This window comes from Mycolicibacterium austroafricanum, from assembly GCF_902705885.1.
In the GTDB taxonomy this organism is placed as follows: domain Bacteria; phylum Actinomycetota; class Actinomycetes; order Mycobacteriales; family Mycobacteriaceae; genus Mycobacterium; species Mycobacterium vanbaalenii_A.
This window is the reverse complement of the sequence record NZ_CACSIP010000023.1, coordinates 106,007-124,852: the sequence shown is the minus strand read 5'-3', so window position 1 is coordinate 124,852 and position 18,846 is coordinate 106,007. Positions and strand designations below refer to the sequence as shown.

Genomic DNA, 18,846 nt, shown 5'->3' with positions numbered 1-18,846 from the left:
GCTACTCGATCTTCGTTAATGTGAACGGCATTTCGATAATCAGGTGCCTGTTGGTTCCGCATGCCCCACTAGGACCCAGCGTCCTATCCCAGCCGCGGAACCGCGGTGGATCGGTCTCGGAGAAAAAGGTGAACTTCTGCTGGCCCGTCGCCGTGGTCCCATCGGGACAGGGCACCCAGTTCGGTACGTCGTGAGTGACGGTCCACAGGCCGCTCCTACACATTGCGGACGCTGTCCATCCCTGGTCGCTGACGACGGTGCCCGTACAGAACAGATAGTCGCGGCAGTCAGTATCCACGGTCCACGTCCCTGTGACGCTGACCTCTTCGCGGAACAAATAGTGTTTCGAGGCCCATTTGCCGTCAGAAAATGCGGTGTAGCGCCCGGTGAACGGCTCGGCACAGTCCGCGGCTTGAGCCGGCGCGGCCGCCAACAGGCCGCTGAGCATCAGCATCAGGGCCACACTGGTCGTCTTCGCGATGGCCGCGCACGCGTGTCGCTTCACAAGCCGCCTCCTGGGATCAGCATCTGCTGCCAGGTTTTCGGTGCGCCGGCGGCAAGATCGTGTTGTTGCAGGACCCGACCGTCGGGTGTGGCATAGCGACCGGTCTGCGGATCATAGGGGGCAATCGCGACTGCGGGGCCACCGGGTGTGAACGCATTGGGAACGGCGGGTGGTGATTCCCGCGGGCCCGTTGCGGCTTCAGGCGGGAGTGGCGTGCCCTCAATGGGCGCGTGGATCCGCTCGTCGAGGTCGACACGGCTGTCCACCGGGATACCTTGTGACACCAGGTTGGGGTCGATCGGGTAGGGACCTGTGACGTGTTGTCGCATCGCTAACGGTTGAAAGGGTTTGTCGCTGTAGCATTCTTCGACAGTTGGTGCTCGCTTGCCGGGAACGCCCATGCACGGAATGTTTCGGGCCCCACGCACCAGGAGCGGTGAATCCTGGGGTAGCTTGCAGTGCAGGCCGTCGGGGGTGTCGACAACTGTCTCGTCGGCCGGACTGCGCCAGGCCGATGGCGGAAGAAAGCCGACAGTGCATGCCGGCGGGTCGGAAGCCGATGCCCGGAACACCGCAATCGGCAGTCCGGTGGCGTTATTCGTGGGGTTGATTGCCTGGGTGTAGCCGACGACTGGCGGCACTATGACGAACAGTGTCTCGAGTGACTTGTTGTAGGTGAGTCCGATCTGACCGACCGTGGTCAGGTTCGCCAGCAGGATCGGCAGCGTCGGCTGAACCTGCTCAAGCAGGCTGGTGGCTTGATCGGCGGCACCCGGGGCCTCGCTGAGCAGAGTGCGGATCTGGGCGTCGTTGTCGGTTATCTGCTCGGTGACGCCGGCCAGGCTACGTGTCCATAGTCGTAGCGAGTCAGCCGTTTCTGCTTGGGATTCAATGAGCGGGCGACTGTCGTCGAAGAGGGTGCCGACACGATCGGCGACACTGTTGAGATCGCCTGCCACTTTCGACGACGAGTCGATCAGCGAGGACAAGTCGTAACCGGCTCCGTTGAACGCTTTGAACGATTCGTCGAGAAGGTCACTGATTCGATGCTCGGGCACGCTGTCGACAAGCGCGTTGACCTGGTCCAGCATCGGGCCGACCTGCGGCGGCAGCACGACGTCGGAACTGGCGATGACCGACCCGTCCCGCAGGAATGGCCCAGACGAGGTCCGGGGCCGCAGATCGACGTAGATTTCGCCGATCGCCGAGACGCTGTGTATTCCGGCAACAAGGTCAGCCGGAACCCTGGGTGAACGCATCAGTGAAAGTTCGGCTTCCACGATGGGTCGATGCCCCTTTCGCACGACACGGACGTCGGTGACCCGCCCCATCTGCATACCTCGGTAGGTCACGTTGCCGAAACGGTAGAGGCCTCCGGTGGCCGGCAACTCCACCGTTACGGTGATGCGGCCGATCCCCAACAGCGTTGGGACCTGTATGTAGTTGACTGCCATCGCGGTCATGCCGATCACCGAGAATACGGCGAAGATCGTCAATTGAATCCGGACGAGACGGGTCAGCATCAGCCACACCCGCTCGGTGTTGCCGCCGGGGGTGGGGTGAATATCGGGGCCGGCACTCCCTTGGGCGCCATGCCGTGTTGGTGCGGAGGTGGACTTCCCTCCGGCAAGTTCTCAAGCCACGGCGGTATCGGTCGGATTCCCTTGCCGTCGGGAAACTTCTGGTAGAACTCCTCATACCCCGGATCCCCGGGAGCCGGGGTGAGTGCCACATCGCCCTCCCACAGTCGGGTACCGGACCCGAGGTAACGCTTGAGGGCTGGCACGGTGATATCGACGGTGGCGAACAGGTTGATGAAGTCGCCACGCAGGCCTCGATCAACCAGATTCTGCCCCAACGGAAATAGCGGAGCGTAGGCCAGTGCGGTGCCGATATCGGGGCCGACATCGGCCAGCGCGCAGACCGCCGGCGCCGCGTTCGCGAGGTTGGTCACCAAGTCTTCCTGGGTTTCGTTGATCACCCGAGTCGCGGTGTCGCTGAACACGCCGAGCTTCTGCAGGGCATCGGTGAGGTTGGGCCGCTGGGCCATCAGAACCTCGAGCGTCGGCGGCAGCGTACGCAGCGCGCGGACGACAATATCTTGGTTGTCGTTCAATGTCCCGGCGAACCGATTCAACTCTGACATCGCAGAAATCATGTTGTCGCGCTGACCGTTCAGCGTTCCGACGAGGGTATTTAGCCTTGTCACCAGATCTCGGATCTGCGGCTCGCGTCCGGAAACGGCAGCGTTGAAGTTGTGGATGATATCGCCGAGCTGCCCGACTCCGCCGGAGTTCACCACCGTCGACAGTGCGGCGAGGGTCTGTTCGGTCGAGGGGTAGGTCGACGATTCGCTGAGCCCGATGTTCGAGCCTGACGGGAGCCGACCTCTCGGCGGCTCGCCCGGCGGCGGGTTCAGCGCCACGTGCATGGAACCCAGCAGACTGGTCTGCCCGACGTCAGCCACTGCGTTGGCAGCCACCACGGTATCGGGCTTAACCGAGATCTCGACATTGGCGTGCCAGCCGCGCAACGCGATCTTGGCTACGCTGCCGACGATGACGTCGTCGATCATGACCGGTGAATTCGACTCAAGTGTACCGACATTCGCGAAATGGATGTAGTAAACCTGCGCCCCGGATCCTCTTCCGACCGTGCCGGGCAGCGGCAGCGAGTTCAAACCTTGGAAGCCGCAACCACTCAGTGTCAATGCCAAGCACATGGCGACACTGAGCGACATCCGCAGTCGGCGGCGCACGGTCATGGGATCGGCCTTTCTGCGGGCAGCTCACCGGCGGGTGGCGGTGGACCGCCTTCAGGATCGGGAGTCGGTACCGGCATATGCGGCTCGGGCACATCGGCCGGCTCTCCGGTGTAGGCCGACACCGCTGGTGGCAGATCCGATGTCTGCGGCTTTGGCCCGTCACCACCGGGCTTGAGGCGGTCCTCGCTGTAGATGAGGGACTGCCACGGCGGTCGGGCCATCAGCAGCGGGTTGAACGGAATCGGAAGGGTGTTCGCGGTCATCTGGTCCAAGGCCGGACCGAGATACTGGGCGCAGAGCTTGCCGGTCTCCGGGGCGGTGACATTGGAGAGAGCGGCAATCATGTTGCAGAAGAATGCATTGGTGTCGGAGAAGTTGTTCACGACGAACTGTCCCGCGGGTGCGCCCGTTTTCGGATCGAACATGTTGTAGGTGTTGACCAACGCCGTGGGCGCGACATGCAGAATCTGCTCGACAACCATCCGCTGGTCAGACAATGTCTGTGTGACGTTGGCCAGTCGCTGGATCTGCTCTGAGGTCTTCTCTCCGGTCTCGGTCACGAAACGCTTCAATTCGACAATGGCCGTAGACAGATTCGTCAGCGCCGCATCCAGATCCGACCTACTCCCGTTGAGTACACTGCTCAAGGTGGCCATGTGGTCCTGGAACTGCACGATCTGCTGTTTCGAATCCCGCAAGGCGGTTACCAACGTCTGCAGGCCCTCGATCGTCGTCACGATATCGCCGCTGCCATCCGAAAGGATGGTGGCCAGACCGGCCAGCTGACTGAGAGTGTTCCTGAGCTTGTTCCCGTTTCCTTCGAGTGCATTCGCCGTGCTGTCGATGAACTGCGAAAGCGCGGGGGTCGAGACATTCTTGTTCGGCCCGAGTTCTGTGGCCAAACGGGTGAGTTGCTCCTTGACCTGATCCCATTCCACAGGGACCGCTGTCCGCTCGACGGGAATCACCGCGCCGTCAACCATGATCGGTCCGCTGGTGCGATATGCCGGTGTGAGCTGAATATAACGGGCCGCGACCAAGTTCGGTGCAACCAGGACGGCTTTCGCGTCGGCCGGGATCGGTACGCGGCGCTGCACGTCAAGAGTCAGCCTGGTCTGGGTGCCGTCGGGATCAATGGCCGTGATCGTCCCGACCTTCATACCCGAGACGCGGACGTCATCACCTGGATAGATCGACATGGCGGTCTTGAAGTACGCGAATACCGTCGTGGGGCCCATCCATGTCCGGAATGCGATAAACGATGCGGCGCCACCGAGCACCAGCACCAGCACCAGCACCACTGCTGCGGTGCGATGTTGGCGAATCGACGAGGCCATCACTGTCCCGGCCCCGGGATTGTGTTACCGGGGATCGGCATGTCGGGTCGGATTGCGTCACGGGGGATCGGTATTTCGGCGCGCGGACCCACATCGTCAGGCGGTTGCCCGGCATTGACTCCCCTGCGGAGCCCGAACGCGTAGTCGAAGAACGGCTGTAGGAGGACGGGCATGTCGAGGTTGGGCACCAACGCGGTGTAGAAGGGGCCGCTGGCGACCACTTCACCTGACGTGCTCTCGAACTTGGCCAGACCCACCAGCGATTTGACAATGTTGTCGCGGTTGTTTTCCAGCATGGCGGCGACCGAGTTGAGGCGGTCCAGAACGGGTCCCAGGCGTTCCTCGTTGTCATGCACCAATCCCGACAGCTGTTGAGCGACCGAGGATGTGTTGGCCAGCAGTGCGACGATCGCTTGTCGTCGGGCAGCCAACACGCCGACCAGGTCGTTCGCATTCAGGATGAGGGCGTTGACCTGCTGGCTGCGTTGGCTGAGGATACCTGCGACGTCACTGCCGTATGTCAGTAGATCTCTCAGCGTTTCATCCCGTTCGTTGACCGCCCGGGACACCCGGGTCAGCCCATCGAAGGCAGGGGCTAATTGTGGTGCGATCTGATCGAGTGTCTGCGCGAGGGTCGTGAGCGACGTATTGAGCGATTCGGTATCGGTTTCTTCGATGTTCGTTGTGAGTTCGTCGACCGCTTCGGTCAGTGAATACGGTGAGGACGTCCGCGACAGCGGTATCACCGTGTTCGGACTCATCCGCCCCTCGCCATCGGAGTCGAGACTGAGCATTCGCTCGCCCAGCAGCGTGCCCGTCTTGATATGCGCGGTCGTGCGCGGACCGAGGGGAACATTGCCCCTGACGTGAAAGGTAACAGCGACATCACCCTGCTCGAGCCTCATGGCGGTGACACTGCCGACCTTCATGCCACCTATCGTCACGTCATTGCCGGGCGCCAGTCCGCCCGCTTCGGCGAAGATCGCGGAGTACCGGATCGACGACGCCCAAGTGATGATGCGCTCGGGCTGCAAACCCACCGCGATAACGAGCAGAATCAGCGTCGCGCCGAGGAAGCCGACCCGAATGAGGCTGTGTTTACGGTATTTCAGCATCAGGGCTCAGAGCACCTTCCACCCTCTTGTCGAAATACGGGGATGACGACAGTGCGGCCCTGCAAGTCGGTGGCGCGCACCGTGAGTGCACATGCGTAATAGTTGATGAAGCTTCCATAGCTGCCGATGCGGGCGAGTTTGCGGTAGTCGTCGGGCAATCGGTTGAGCATCGCGTCGAGGCGGTCTTTCTGGTCGTCGAGTGCAGGCGCCAACCGGTTTAGCTGCTCGACCGATTCGGCCAGCGGGGGGCGTGCCGCTGTCAACAGGTCGGTCAAAGAGGCGGTACCGCTTTCCAGCGACGTGATCGCTTCGGCGATGGGGTCGCGTTCGGCCGAAAGCTCACCGACCAACCGCTCGAGACCGTCGATCACCGACGCGAAGTCGTCGCGATCATCCGACAGTGTCTTCAACAGACCGCGAAGATTGCCGATCAACTCCTGAATCACCGCGCTTCGGTCGGCTAGATTATTCGTAAACGCCGAAACCTGGGAGACCAGCGATTCCAGATTGGTGCCCTGCCCTTGCACGATCTCAATCAGAGAGGCGCTGAGCGCATTGACATCGTGCGGATTCAATCCCCGGATGACAGGCTTGAGACCACCCAATAGCAGATCGAGGTCCAGCGCCGGGGCGGTCTGCTGGAGGGGAATCTCAGACCCCGGCGGAAGTATGGTGGTAGCCCCTGCCCCTTCAATGAGTTCGAGGAAGCGGTCCCCGACCAGGTTGAGGTAGCGAACCAGCGCCCTCGTGCCGGTCGTGAGCGCGACACTGCGGTCTGCCGTGAAACCGACCAGCATCGTCTCGCTATCCCGCAATTCGACGCGAGTCACCTTGCCCGCGACCACTCCTGCGATTCGAACAGTGTCGCCAGGCTTGAGTCTCGACACGTCGGAGAACACTGCGGTGTACGCGGCCGTTTCGCCCGCTCGGTATTGGCCGAATATCGCGAAAAGCAATGCAGTCAAAAGAGTCATCACCGTGGCGAAGATGCCGAACTTCATCAGTAGAGGTGCAGTCCCCTTCATCCCGGCTGGCCGATCTGACCAATGTTGCGCGGGGGGCCGTCGATCTCGCCGAACAGCAGCCGTTTGAGGCCGTCGGAATTCCACAGCAAGCCGGGGTTGTCGTATTCGAACGGGTTGGAGTTCGTGTCGGTGACAACATACGGTGGCGACGTCTCAAAGGGTACGCGCGGAAGACCGGTGCACTGCGGTCCGCCGGTAGCCGCGACCTTGGGAAGGTTCGATGGATAGCTGTACCGTTCTGCGCCCCACTGAACACCGGCCAGGATGTTGACCCCGGGGACATTCGCAGGCGGCAGATTCGCCATCACCGACAGGCCGGCGACCCCGCAATAGAGGCTGGCGTTGTAGCGACGCGCGAGATCGGTTGTCGGAAGCAAGAGTTCGAGGACCTGTGCTAGCGGTGCGGAGTTCTGGTCCAACACCGAGTGTCCGAGATCGGCGAGCCCCATCACGCCCAGTAGTGCGGCATCGAGATCATCTTGGCGATCGACGATCGTTTGACCAAGCGCGGTCGTATTCTCGGCGATCTCCGCGATGTCGGGTGCTGCATCAGCGTAGGCAGTCAAGAATTGCGGCGCCAACTCGAGATTGTGAGTCAGCGCGGGCAAATGCGGCTCGATCCTGGCCAGCAGCTCGTCCAGCCTGGTCAGGGTTTGTCCGATCTTCTCTCCCCGGCCGTTGAATGCGGTCGCGACCGCGCCCAGAGTTTCATTGAGCTTCTCGGGCTCGATCTTGGCCAGCACCATGGTGAGCTGTTGGAAGACCGTGTTGATCTCGACAGTGACATTCTGAGCCGTCAAGACCTGGCCGGCATACATGGACGCCGAGGTCGGGTCATCCGGAGGAACCAGTTGCACATACTTCGCCCCGAACACGGTCGTCGCCGAGATTTCAGCACGCACGTTCGCGGGAATCACCGGCAATTGAGCGGGATCGATCGACAGGTGAATGGCCGCGGTTCCATCCGGCCTCTCCTCGATCCAGTCCACCTTGCCCACGGGGGCTCCGAGTAGTTGCACTTTGGCGTCGGGATTCATCACCAATCCCGCCCGCTGGGTCAGCAATGTGACGTCGACGTGGCCGGCGAAGCCCCCGCGGAACTGGACCGCGACAAGCACGACGATGGCGAAGAGCGACGCGACGGTCACCGCACCGATAATCGGCGCGGTGACCGGCCGCCGGCTCCGCCCACCGTTGCCTACCGCCGACCGCCGTCGAGGAGGCCGACCACGCATGTGCATCGACAGCCTCTCCGTAGAGTCGCGGTGGGTCGGATTTCGCTGTTCGGGCTACGTGGCAGACTGTGCTGCTTCGTTGAGCTTGCGCCATTCGGCCCGAGGCATTCTCGTGACGTCGACATCGGTGGCCCTGGCACGTAACGCTCCGACCGTGGCCTGATCTCGCGGAGTGAGCTTGAACGGGTCCCAGTCGAAGAAGCGGCAGGAGTTCTCCCAGGTGATTTTGTGGATGTCCTCGTCGGACACACCTGTCTCCTGGAACTCGGCCCACAACTTCTCCGGGGACTCCGGCCACGTGGTATCGGTGTGGGGGTAGTCGCACTCCCACGCAATGATGTCGGTGCCGATCCGGTCGCGGAGGAGAAGGCCCGACGGATCGGTGATGAAGCAGGCCAGGATGTGCTCGCGGAACACCTCCGATGGCCGCTTCCCGCCGAAATCATTGGTGTGGTCCAGCCAGGCCTGGTTGGAGACGTGCCGGTCAATCCGATCGAAATAGAAGGGAATCCAGCCGATCCCGCCTTCGGAGAGAGCCACACGCAGATCGGGGAAGTCACGAAAGATCGGTCCGAAAAGAAGGTCCTGCGCGACGATCGCCGATATCTGACAGGCCAGGATCATCATATTGTCGATCGGTGCTTCCGGGGCATGGTTGATCGCCGCGATGCCGGCGCCGATATGCAGCGACAGCACCATGTTCTCGTCACATAGCGCCTTGTACATCGGATTCCAATAACCTGAGATCAAGCTCTTGTAGCCCCAGGCGTGCGGGGCCTCCATGAAACTGATGGACCGACAGCCCTTCTTGCCCAGCCGGTGCACCTCGGCGGCAGCGAGCTCGGCATCCCACATCGGCACTACACCGATCGGCATGAATCGGTCCGGGTAGGCAGCGCACCATTCGTCGATGGCCCAGTCGTTGTAGGCCTGCAACATGACCAGTCCGACTTCCTTGTCCTCCGACTCGGCGAAGGTCCGAGCGTTGAAGCCCGCCATCGTGGGAAAGTTCATCGACGCCAGAATGCCGTTGGCGTCCATATCGCGGACCCGTGCATGGACATCGAAGCAACCGGGGCGTAGCTCGGACATGACCGCCGGATCGAAACCCCATTCCTCCTTCGGCCATCCTACTGTCGCGGCCATTCCCAGAGGCGTCACCGTGCTCTGGCCCTGAAACTGCCAACCCTCGGTGCCATCATCCTTGCGGACCAGCTTCGGCGCCTGGTCACGCCACTTCTCTGGAACGTGGTTGTCGAACATGTCCGGAGGTTCGACCATGTGGTCATCGATACTCACCATGATCATGTCTTCCATACGCATGTGTTCATCTCCTTTTGACAGTTGAAATTAGTAGCGTTACTACGCCGTTCGACCCGTCCTCACGCGGTCACTGTGCGAATGGCGTCACCCGAAGGCAGTGCAAGTAGTGTTTCGTCGGCGCGAGATCATGGTCGCCGAGTCCAGCAGGCCGGACTCGATCAACTCGGCGTAGCGCGGAATGTCCCGCGATGCACGGGTCCCTCCGAAGGGGTTGCCCGGTTCGATCATTGTGACGTTCTGCGCCCGGAAGCGTCCGACCGCAGTGATCGTTCCTGCGCGCATTCGCCCTCCCGGTGCCTTCCCAACCACTGCGTACTGTGGCACTGACCGATAACCTAATACTTGTTTGAAGCAGCGACAAGCCTCAACCAGATCTCTGTTTCCATCGTAACCAGATCTTTGTTTTGCACGGCCCGATTTGCTAGTGTCTCGACCTATGAGAGGTCCGGAACAGGGGTTGACCAGGCGATGAGGAAAGAATGATCAGAACCGTCGTCGACCGAGAAATCTGCATGGGCAGCGGGCAATGCACGATCTATGCACCCAACACGTTCGAGTTAGATCCGGAGATGAAGGCCCGGGTGATGGATCCCTACGGTGATCCGCCGGAGACCGTCCGCTGCGCTGTTTCCGCGTGCCCAAGCGGCGCCCTCAGTCTCGATTCAGACGATCGTCAGGAGCACCAGTGACCGAGCTCGGCACTCTCGATCGAACGCGAATTCGCGAGCTATTCGATCTGCGTGGGCCCACTTACGCGTTACTCGGCGGAAGTTACCACGACGACCCGTACCCGGTCTGGCATCGGTTGCGAGAACAGGCTCCGGTGCATCCGGGAGTGTTACACGAACTTACGGGTTTCGAAGGGCCGGCCATGTTCGTAGGCCTGCCGGAGCCGGATCGTGAGCACTTCACGACGTTCAGCTACGAGGCGTGCGAAGCGGTCTACCGTGCACCCGAGACGTTCGCACAGTGGCCCGACCCGGTGGATCCCGCCGTTGGCGAACTCAGCCCGGTCAACAGCATGCTCTTCATGAACGGGCCAGGTCACAAGCGCTATCGGGGACTGGTTCAGCCGTCGTTCGTTCCCTCCAAGGCGCAGTGGTGGATTCGCAACTGGGTCGAAGAGGCGGTACATACCCTCATCGACGGCATTGTCGAAGACGGCCATGCTGAGCTGAACGTGGACTTCTGCGCCGCCATCCCCGTCTTGACGATCACCGGTAGCTTCGGTATCCCCGTGGAGCGCGCCTTGGACGTTCGGGCGGCGATCCTGGCACCGATGGAGATCGTCGAGATACTCACACCGATCGTCGAGTCTCGGCGTGCCAACCCCCAGGATGACCTCATAAGCATTCTTGTGCATGCCGAGATGAAGGACGAAGACGGCACGGTACACCGCCTCAGCGATGCCGAAATCTATTCATTCGCACTGCTCTTGCTGGCCGCCGGCTCTGGAACCACCTGGAAGCAGATGGGGATCACGCTCCACCTGCTGCTGCAGCGGCCTGAATTGCTCGCCGCCGTCCGCGAGGACCGCGAAGCGCTTCGGTTGGTGATCAAGGAATCGCTGCGGTGGATGCCCACCGACCCGATGTTCTCCAGGTACACCACCAAAGACGTCGATTTCTACGGCGTTCACATGCCGAAAGGTTCGGTCGTCCACATCAATCTCGCTGCGGCAAACCGAGATCCCGCTCGATGGGATCGCCCTGACGAGTTCGACATATACCGCGCCCAGAAGCCGACCTTCGCGTTCGGCAGCGGACCCCATGTGTGCCTCGGGATGCATGTCGCGTTCGCCGAGCTCACCACCGCGATCGGCGCCCTACTCGACCGACTCCCGAATCTTCGTCTCGATCCCGCGGCCGAATCCCCCCGGATCATTGGGATGTACGAGCGTGCGGCCACTGAGATTCCTGTTCTGTTCGATGCTGGTGATCGGAGAAATGCACGTGGCTGAGGACCGCACCGCATGCCTCGAAACCGAACTCGTCATCGGTGACCGCAGGATCGGATCGTCGCAGGGCGGGCAGCTTGAGCATCTGAATCCCGCTACTGGGCAGGTGAACAAGGCAGTCGCGATGGCCTCGCTCAACGAGCTGGACGAAGCGGTGGCCACCGCGAGGGCAGCTTTCGAGGATTGGCGGCGGTGGACTCCCGACGCTCGTCGCGACGTTCTGATCAAACTCGCGGAACTGCTGCAGGCCCACGGGGATGAACTGGGCACGATCATCGCGCTCGAGGGCGGACAACCTTTCAGCCCGATGGCCGGTTGGTTTCCCTCGCTCTGGTTTCGTTACTACGCCGGCTGGGCCGACAAACTCAGCGGCGAACGCATCAACGCCTATCCGATGCCGGGCCTGGATTTCACGGTGCCGGAACCAGTCGGCGTCGTCGGTCTGTTCGTCGCCTCGAACGGACCGCTGGGATTCTGCGCCATGGGCGGCGCGCCGGCGCTTGCGGCCGGCTGCACCCTGGTCATCAAATCTCCTGAAATTGCCCCGTTTTCGGCGTTGACATTCGGCCGCCTGTGTCTGGAAGCCGGCATCCCCCCCGGTGTGGTGAATGTCGTGAACGGCGGACCCGAGATCGGACACGCCATCGCCTCGCACCCAGGCATCGATAAAATCAGCTTCACGGGTGGCGTTGCGACGGCTCGCAAGCTCCAAGCGGCATGCGCGCAGACCCTCAAGCCCATGGTGATGGAACTTGGCGGCAAGTCGGCGAATATCGTCTTCTCCGACGCCGACCTCAGCCAAGTCATTCCGCAAGCCGCGCGCTGGACGTTCAACGCCGGTCAGGGCTGTACGATGCCGACTCGGCTTCTCGTCGAACGCCCCATTTACGAGAAGGTCATCGACGGGGTCGCAGACCTCGTCAGCAAGGTGAGCATCGGACGGCCATTCGACCCTGGTGTGACCATGGGACCGGTGATCACCGAAGCATCGGCCAACCGCATCGTGCATATCGTCGCCGATGCTAAGGCGTCCGGTGCGGGCAGAGTGATCATGGGCGGCAATCGGATCGGTGGCGACCTAGCGTCCGGTTTCTTCGTGGAGCCCACGATGCTGATCGACGTCGACAACAGGTCCACTATTGCTCAGACCGAAATCTTCGGCCCCGTTCTGTGCGTGATGCCGTTCGACGACGAGGACCAGGCGGTAGCACTGGCCAATGACACTCAGTTCGGGCTGGCGGCCTACGCGCACACCAATGACATGGCACGTGCACGTCGACTCGTCGATTCGCTGCACGCCGGCAGCGTGCAGATCAACAACACCGGCCCCGTATCGCTATCCCCGGCCGCACCGTTCGGCGGGATGAAGCAAAGCGGATACGGACGGCAAGGCAGCCGCCTCGGGATCGAGGAGTTCTTGTCAATCAAGAACGTGTACCTGAACTTCTGACAGATGAGGTCGTCGGCTCGACGTGCCATGTCACCAGACATGCGTGCGAACATTTGCCCAATCCGAGGAGAGAACCTGCGGATGTCAGAGTTCGAAGAGCCGAGAATTCGGCCGTTGCCTGCCGACGAGTGGGACGACAGGATTGCTGAGGCTCTGGTGTCCATGATGCCCGCGGAGCGGGCCAACCCGAAAGAATCCGGCAACCTGCTGGCGACGCTGGTGCGCCATCCCGACCTCGCCGGAGCGTATCTGCCATTCAACGCCTATCTGCTACGGAATTCCCGCCTTAGTCCGCGTGCTCGAGAAGTTGCGATACTACGAGTTGCGCACCGCACCCAGTGCCGCTACTTGTGGTCGCACCATGTGTCGATCGCACTTGAAACTGGCCTGACCGTCCCAGAAATGATCGAGATCCGGGTAGAGCAATGCAGCGATGAGAAGGACGAGCTCGTGGTCCGCGCAGTCGACGATCTCGCGAGGTACTACAAGATCGCGCAGCCGACGTGGAGCCGACTCTGCCAGCATTTCAGCGACGAGGAGTTGATGGATCTTGTCGTGACGATCGGCGGGTATTTCGCCTTGGCCATGGTCGTCAGCTCACTGCAGATCGAAGAAGACGAGACATGAACCACCATCAACCACAGAGCCGGAGAACATGGTGAAGTGTCAAGGCGCAGTCCTGCGCGGAGTCGGTATGGATTGGGAAGTGTGCGAGATCGAGCTCGACGAGCCGCGCGCCGGCGAAGTCCTGGTTCGGATGGTCAACGCAAGTGTCTGCCACACCGATGACCATTTTGCCACCGGCGATTGCCTGCCCTCGCCCGAGATGGCCGACATGATGCGCGCTGCAGGGCTGCAAACCCCTGAGATGTTCCCGCTCCTGGGTGGACACGAGGGCGCCGGCATCGTCGAGCAGGTCGGGCCCGAAGTCAGCGACTTCCGGCCGGGTGATCATGTCGGGATGTCGTTCATACCCGCGTGCGGCAAATGCCGGTGGTGTGTCAGTGGTCAGAGCTATATCTGCGACGTCGGCGCCCAGCTGTTCAGGAAGGAGATGACCACCGACGGAACCGTGCGCCGCCACCTTGGTACCGACGCCCTGATGGCCACGACGCAGCTCGGCACATTTGCAGAATACGTTGTGGTCTCGCAAAACTCATTGATCAAGGTCGACGATAGCTACCCTTTCCACGCCGTCTCCCTGGTGTCCTGCGGCGTGACCACGGGATGGGGATCGGCGACCGTGTCGGCCGGCACTCGATCTGGCGACACCGTGGTCATCGTGGGCCTAGGCGGCGTCGGAGTGGGTGCAGTACAAGGTGCGCGCAACGCTGGCGCCACAAACATCGTCGCCGTCGACCCCGTCGCCTTCAAGCGGGACTCCGCCAAACAGTTCGGGGCAACCCACACGGCCAGCTGGGCACACGACGCGATCGAACTCGTCCGTGAATTGACCTTGGGGGTCATGGCGGATCGAGTGGTGCTGTGCGCAGGTGTCGTCCATGCCGATCTCATCCCCGTGGGCATGATGCTGACTCGCAAAGGGGGCACCTGTGTGCTGACTGGCATGACGCCGGTATCCGAGATGTCGGTACCCCTGATCGCGGTGGACATGACCAACTCCGTCAAGCAACTCAAGGGCACCACCTACGGTGAAATGAACCCTCGGGTGAGCATGCCCCAGCTCTTGTCGATGTACCGGGCAGGATCGCTCAATCTCGACGAGATGGTCACCCGCCGGTATGCGCTCGATGAGATCAACGAGGCGATCGCCGACATGAGGGATGGCCGAAACATCCGCGGTATCATCGACTTTGCCGGTGCATGAGCAATTTCTGATCGCTCGATCGACACCATCGATACGGGCGCCAACCTCCTAGAATCGGATGAAAACAGATCTCCACTCTCCTTGCGTTTATCGGTAAACAAGTATTAGGTTATCTAGCAAATGTAGGCCGTTCGGATCGGCCTCACCGCAGTTCTCACCCGGAGAGGAGCGGGCGCGCGAGTGCTCTTCGTTAACGAGGTTCATCAATTGAGCGGCACCTCCGGTGCCGCATTCGAAGAGCTTCTTCGATGCCAGTGGGCACCGGCGTTGGCGCGCGACGATGACGTCCGCCTGGTCTGGTGTGCCCGCTCGTTGCCCGGCGCCGTTTCCGGGCCTGAAATCGTCACCTGGACGGCCGTGGCCGACGGTGCAGCGCTTCAACGCCTCGGCGAACGCATTCGACACGGTGACCTCCGGGAAGGCGCCACAGCCCTCGGTGCCGCACGACGGGCGGTGGCCCGACGGGTCGCTTCACAGCTGAACTTCAGCACTCTCGACGTTGATCTCGCTTTGATACCAGGGGGTCCTGAGCCCCATCGGGAACAAGGTGATCTCTACGTCCACGACTTCGTGCTCCCGCAGCCCGGCATGCAGCGGGAGTTCGAGACGAAACTTGCTGAAGTGCATGCCTTCATGCGTGAGTTCGCGGAGCTCGGTACCCAGTTGTGGGCGTGCTTCGAAACTGTCATCGGCGGCGGCACACAACCTGAGAACATCATGGTGTCCCAGGTCGCCAACGCTGAGGCTCTGACAAGAATGCTCACCATGGAGATTCCGCGAGAAGCGGTCGTGCCCGGCATGTGGATGGTCGACGGCCTGAAAGTCCGCGACACCTGGACATCGCGCTTGATGCGTTCGGTGCCGTGGTCACCAATCGGATGAGGTTGTAATGCTTTTCATTCACGACACCGTCGTGGTCATCGGCGCTCATCAGTTCGACTTCGAAGACGCTGTCCGCGAGGGCTATGCGACGGCGGTCGCCGATGACGACACCAGGTTTCTGTCGTATCGACACGCGGTACACGGCTCATCAGAGGGCTACCTCGTGACGATGCTGACAGCGGTCCGCGACGGCGTCGCGCTCGACCGTCTTGCTCACCGTATGCGCTATGGCGACCTAGCAGCGTATGCCACCAAGGTCGCGGCGTTGCGATACCGCTGTCACAGCACCCTGCTGGTGCGCGCTGAATGGATGGACGCACCAGAACTCGAACTTGCCGAGATCCCGGTGGCAGACATCGACCACGACACGGCGTTCTTCCGCGAGGACATCCTCGAAGGGCCGGGGATCGACGAGGTACTCGCACAGACGATGGCTGCTGGCCAATTCCGCGGCGGCAACAACGACGTACTCACCTTCGACACTGCATTCCGGCCGGCGCTGGAAACCGACACCGCGGCGCGCGTTGTCTACCGAATCAACGACGCGGACGACTTCGTCAATGCATGGCGCACCGACATCGGCTGGGACGATTGGCCTGGGTCGTTGACACCTCAGTTGCCCGACGGGGTGCACTCCTGTGGTCGGTACCTGCGGTCAGTTCGGTGGTCGCCGCTGCCATGAGAAACCGACCTGGGAGACAACAGCCATGACATCCACCCGCGACCGCCTAGTCGGACTCGTGTCCGACCCGAAATTCCACGAGATTCCCCGTTCGGAGCTCGAACCCTTGTGGCTCGACGCTGCCAACGAGGTGCTCGGGCTCAAACGAACACAGGTCCCCGTTCTGTCGCGATTGGCACAAGAGACAGGTGTCAACGAGATTCGGGCCCTTGATGACCTCGTTCCCTTGCTCTTCGCCCACTCGAACTACAAGTCCTACTCGGAAACGTTTATCTCCAAGGGTCGGTGGGACCTGATGAGTCGGTGGTTGGACACCTTGTCGGCGACACGCGTCACCGGCTTCGAAACAGACGATCTGAGTGATTCCGACGATTGGCTAGATCGTCTGAAGGACAACGGTCACCATGTGACTGTTACGAGCGGCACCAGTGGGAAGAACTCGTTCCTTCCGGCGACAGCATCCGATCGGGACTTCTCCCTGCTCAACTTCGACCACGAGATGCTGCGCTCCTACGGCGAACCGAAGAACGACCGCGTTGTCTTCATTCTAGGTCCGCAGGACGGACCCCATCGATCCGTGCGGCACTTTCGCCGCCTTGCCGAAGCCATGGGTCGGCCGGACGCTGTCTTCTATCTTTCCGAGGAACGACTGCGGCTCAGCGATATGAGCAGACTGGCGCGACTGCGCGCGGCGATCGGCTCAGGCAAGGCGAAACCGAGCGAGATTGCGACATTTCAGCAGGAGAGCGCGGCCCGCCAGGAAGCGATGTCCAAGCGCCTGGAGTTCATCGTCGACAAGATCCTGGAACACCGCCATGACCCGATGATCATCCTCGGCCCATGGGCCCAGATGTGGACGATCGTCACGATGGCCAGAGCGCGCGGTGCAACGGCGGGAGACTTCCATCCGAACACCAGGGTGGCAGCCGGCGGCGGGACCAAGGGCGCGGATCTGCCCGCCGATTTTCAGGAGCAGATTCTGGGGTTCTTCGGAATGAGTAGCGCTGACCTGCCCAATGCGTATGGCATGTCTGAGCTCTCGGCTCCCTTCGCCGGGATCGACGGCGGCTACCGCCCACCACCGTGGGTCATTCCCTTGTTGTTGGATGACAGTGGCCAGAACGTGATCCACCAGCATGGGGGCACCGCCGAAGGGCGCTTCGCTTTCTTGGACCTCGCTGTCGACGGGCGGTGGGGAGGTGTGATCACCGGCGACCGGGTTACCGCGGACTTCAGCACGCCGAACTTCAGCATCGCACTCGACAGCATTACGCGATACAGCACAGCCGAAGGCGGCGATGACCGACTGACGTGTGCTGGGACGATCGACACCTACGTCCGAGGGATCATGGAATGACCGCGACACGGATGGCCGTCCCCCATGTGGTCCGCGGGCAGGTCCGCCGCCCGTCAGACGGCACAGATTGCGCCGACTACGGTGATTTCACCACCCCCCGCATCGATCTGGATGAACTCATCTGGCCGAGATCAGAGCCTGGCCCCGCCTTCGAGATGCCGTTGGTGGAGATCATCGAGTTTCTCACCGAACTCGGGAATCGCCTCGATCTGGACACCAACCCGCACCTGCAGGAAGCCCTGAGTGCGAGCGTGGCGTGCAGCTCGCTGGGTGCACGAATCCTCGAACAAGGCTACCGCGGACTCAAATACGCGTTTCAACCCGACGAGATGTGGTTCACCGTCGATCAAGAGGTCGGCCGCGAGTCGTTGGACGGCTGGAAACCGATCATCGATCTCCACGGAAAAATTCGGCGAGTGCGCGCGTTTCCGCCGCGGCTCGTGCACATTCTCGCCGGAAACGCGCCAGGGGTCACCGCCGCCACCATTCTGCGCGGCGCCTTGACCAAGGGCGTCAATCTTCTCAAGTTGCCCTCCAATGACCTTTTCACCGGCACCGCCATCTTGCGGACAATGGCCGAGATGGATCCGGACCACCCTGTGACGCAGTCATTCTCCTGCGTCTACTGGCGTGGTGGAGACGATGTAGTCGAGGGTGCGCTGTTCCGGTCGCAGTATTTCGATCGCATCTCCGCGTGGGGCGGTGATGCGGCGATCCAGAACGCCATCAAATACGTCGCCCCAGGATTCGACCTGGTCTCGTTTGATCCCAAGGTTTCGATTTCCCTTCTGGGACGCGAGGCGCTTGACAGTGGCGAAACGTTGCAGGAATCGGCCAGCGCGGCAGCTGACGACGCCAGCCTGTTCAATCAAGAGGTTTGTGCTGCAAGCCGATTCATCTACGCCGAGGGCACCCGCACCGAGTTGACCGCGTGGTGCGAAGCACTTGCCAAGCAACTCGCACAGGAACGCCCGCTCGCTGATGCTGTCGTTCCGACACCTTTGCCGGCCGAGGTCCGCGAGGAGATCCAAGTGCTCGCGACGATGTCGGATATGTGCGATGTGTTCGGCGCGGATGACGGGTCGGGTTTGGTGATATTGACCGACGAACCCGTCGAATTCCATCCCTCTGCCAAGACTGTGAATGTGGTGGCCGTGCCTTCACTTGAGGATGCCTTCGAGTACGTCAACGTCGCCACGCAGACCATCGGAATCTATCCACCGGAGCGGGGCGTTGGGTTGCGTGACGGTTTGGCCGCCCGCGGTATGCAACGACTCGTGCCCATGGGTCAGGTCATCGACGTTGCGCCCGGCTTCCCCCACGACGGGTTCTACCCGTTGCAACGCTTCGTGAAATGGCTCGTCGATGACTGTTGATCGGACATGA

The 18,846-nt window shown here is 61.6% G+C and carries 18 protein-coding genes; 9 read left to right on the top strand and 9 right to left on the bottom strand.

The annotated features are described in order from the left end of the window. Window position 1: 1 nt before the first annotated feature. From BEMPMBAN_RS16135 to BEMPMBAN_RS16095, 9 genes are all read right to left on the bottom strand, one after another. Window positions 2–505 (bottom strand): Rv2253/PknI dimerization domain-containing protein, encoded by a 504-nt coding sequence (locus BEMPMBAN_RS16135; protein ID WP_234897507.1) that lies wholly within the window; start codon window positions 503–505, stop codon window positions 2–4. Next, window positions 502–2,028 (bottom strand): MCE family protein, encoded by a 1,527-nt coding sequence (locus tag BEMPMBAN_RS16130; RefSeq protein WP_159231744.1) that lies wholly within the window; start codon window positions 2,026–2,028, stop codon window positions 502–504. Before BEMPMBAN_RS16130 ends, BEMPMBAN_RS16135 begins: the two co-directional genes overlap by 4 nt. Beyond that, entirely contained in the window at window positions 2,028–3,227 is a 1,200-nt protein-coding gene (locus BEMPMBAN_RS16125; protein WP_234897522.1) for an MCE family protein, read from the bottom strand. The genes BEMPMBAN_RS16130 and BEMPMBAN_RS16125 overlap by 1 nt, the downstream gene beginning before the upstream one ends. A gap of 38 nt (window positions 3,228–3,265) precedes the next feature. Then, entirely contained in the window at window positions 3,266–4,561 is a 1,296-nt protein-coding gene (locus BEMPMBAN_RS16120) for an MCE family protein (protein WP_234897506.1), read from the bottom strand. Between the two features lie 44 nt (window positions 4,562–4,605). Further along, entirely contained in the window at window positions 4,606–5,721 is a 1,116-nt protein-coding gene (locus BEMPMBAN_RS16115) for an MCE family protein (protein ID WP_159231738.1), read from the bottom strand. Next, window positions 5,721–6,746, bottom strand: coding sequence for an MCE family protein (locus tag BEMPMBAN_RS16110; RefSeq protein ID WP_159231736.1), 1,026 nt, complete (start codon window positions 6,744–6,746; stop codon window positions 5,721–5,723). Before BEMPMBAN_RS16110 ends, BEMPMBAN_RS16115 begins: the two co-directional genes overlap by 1 nt. Next, complete coding sequence (locus BEMPMBAN_RS16105) at window positions 6,743–7,987, bottom strand: MCE family protein (RefSeq protein WP_425294981.1); 1,245 nt, start codon at window positions 7,985–7,987, stop codon at window positions 6,743–6,745. The genes BEMPMBAN_RS16110 and BEMPMBAN_RS16105 overlap by 4 nt, the downstream gene beginning before the upstream one ends. Window positions 7,988–8,035: 48 nt before the next feature. After that, on the bottom strand, window positions 8,036–9,304 hold the full coding sequence (locus BEMPMBAN_RS16100) for an amidohydrolase family protein (RefSeq protein WP_159231734.1): 1,269 nt from the start codon (window positions 9,302–9,304) through the stop codon (window positions 8,036–8,038). Between the two features lie 84 nt (window positions 9,305–9,388). Beyond that, window positions 9,389–9,586, bottom strand: a complete 198-nt coding sequence (locus BEMPMBAN_RS16095) for a hypothetical protein (RefSeq protein ID WP_159231733.1) — start codon at window positions 9,584–9,586, stop codon at window positions 9,389–9,391. 197 nt (window positions 9,587–9,783) lie between these two features. Between BEMPMBAN_RS16095 and BEMPMBAN_RS16090 the strand changes: the two genes are divergently transcribed. The 9 genes from BEMPMBAN_RS16090 (at window position 9,784) to BEMPMBAN_RS16050 (ending at window position 18,836) form a co-directional block, all read left to right on the top strand. Next, complete coding sequence (locus BEMPMBAN_RS16090; protein WP_159231731.1) at window positions 9,784–9,993, top strand: ferredoxin; 210 nt, start codon at window positions 9,784–9,786, stop codon at window positions 9,991–9,993. A gap of 182 nt (window positions 9,994–10,175) precedes the next feature. Then, window positions 10,176–11,264, top strand: a complete 1,089-nt coding sequence (locus tag BEMPMBAN_RS16085; protein WP_234897504.1) for a cytochrome P450 — start codon at window positions 10,176–10,178, stop codon at window positions 11,262–11,264. Beyond that, window positions 11,233–12,711 (top strand): aldehyde dehydrogenase family protein, encoded by a 1,479-nt coding sequence (locus tag BEMPMBAN_RS16080; protein WP_234897503.1) that lies wholly within the window; start codon window positions 11,233–11,235, stop codon window positions 12,709–12,711. The genes BEMPMBAN_RS16085 and BEMPMBAN_RS16080 overlap by 32 nt, the downstream gene beginning before the upstream one ends. Before the next feature lie 81 nt (window positions 12,712–12,792). Next, window positions 12,793–13,338: a carboxymuconolactone decarboxylase family protein gene (locus BEMPMBAN_RS16075; RefSeq protein ID WP_159232092.1), complete on the top strand. Its 546-nt coding sequence runs from the start codon at window positions 12,793–12,795 to the stop codon at window positions 13,336–13,338. A gap of 28 nt (window positions 13,339–13,366) precedes the next feature. Continuing rightward, the gene (locus tag BEMPMBAN_RS16070; RefSeq protein ID WP_159231726.1) at window positions 13,367–14,539 is read left to right on the top strand and encodes an NDMA-dependent alcohol dehydrogenase; all 1,173 of its coding nucleotides are present in this window, start codon (window positions 13,367–13,369) and stop codon (window positions 14,537–14,539) included. 207 nt (window positions 14,540–14,746) lie between these two features. Next, window positions 14,747–15,421, top strand: a complete 675-nt coding sequence (locus tag BEMPMBAN_RS16065; protein WP_159231724.1) for a hypothetical protein — start codon at window positions 14,747–14,749, stop codon at window positions 15,419–15,421. Between the two features lie 7 nt (window positions 15,422–15,428). After that, window positions 15,429–16,103: a hypothetical protein gene (locus tag BEMPMBAN_RS16060; RefSeq protein WP_159231722.1), complete on the top strand. Its 675-nt coding sequence runs from the start codon at window positions 15,429–15,431 to the stop codon at window positions 16,101–16,103. 25 nt (window positions 16,104–16,128) lie between these two features. Next, a complete protein-coding gene (locus BEMPMBAN_RS16055; RefSeq protein ID WP_159231720.1) occupies window positions 16,129–17,460 on the top strand; it encodes a hypothetical protein in 1,332 nt (443 codons plus the stop codon). A gap of 155 nt (window positions 17,461–17,615) precedes the next feature. Beyond that, the gene (locus BEMPMBAN_RS16050) at window positions 17,616–18,836 is read left to right on the top strand and encodes an acyl-CoA reductase (protein ID WP_234897501.1); all 1,221 of its coding nucleotides are present in this window, start codon (window positions 17,616–17,618) and stop codon (window positions 18,834–18,836) included. Window positions 18,837–18,846: the final 10 nt, after the last annotated feature.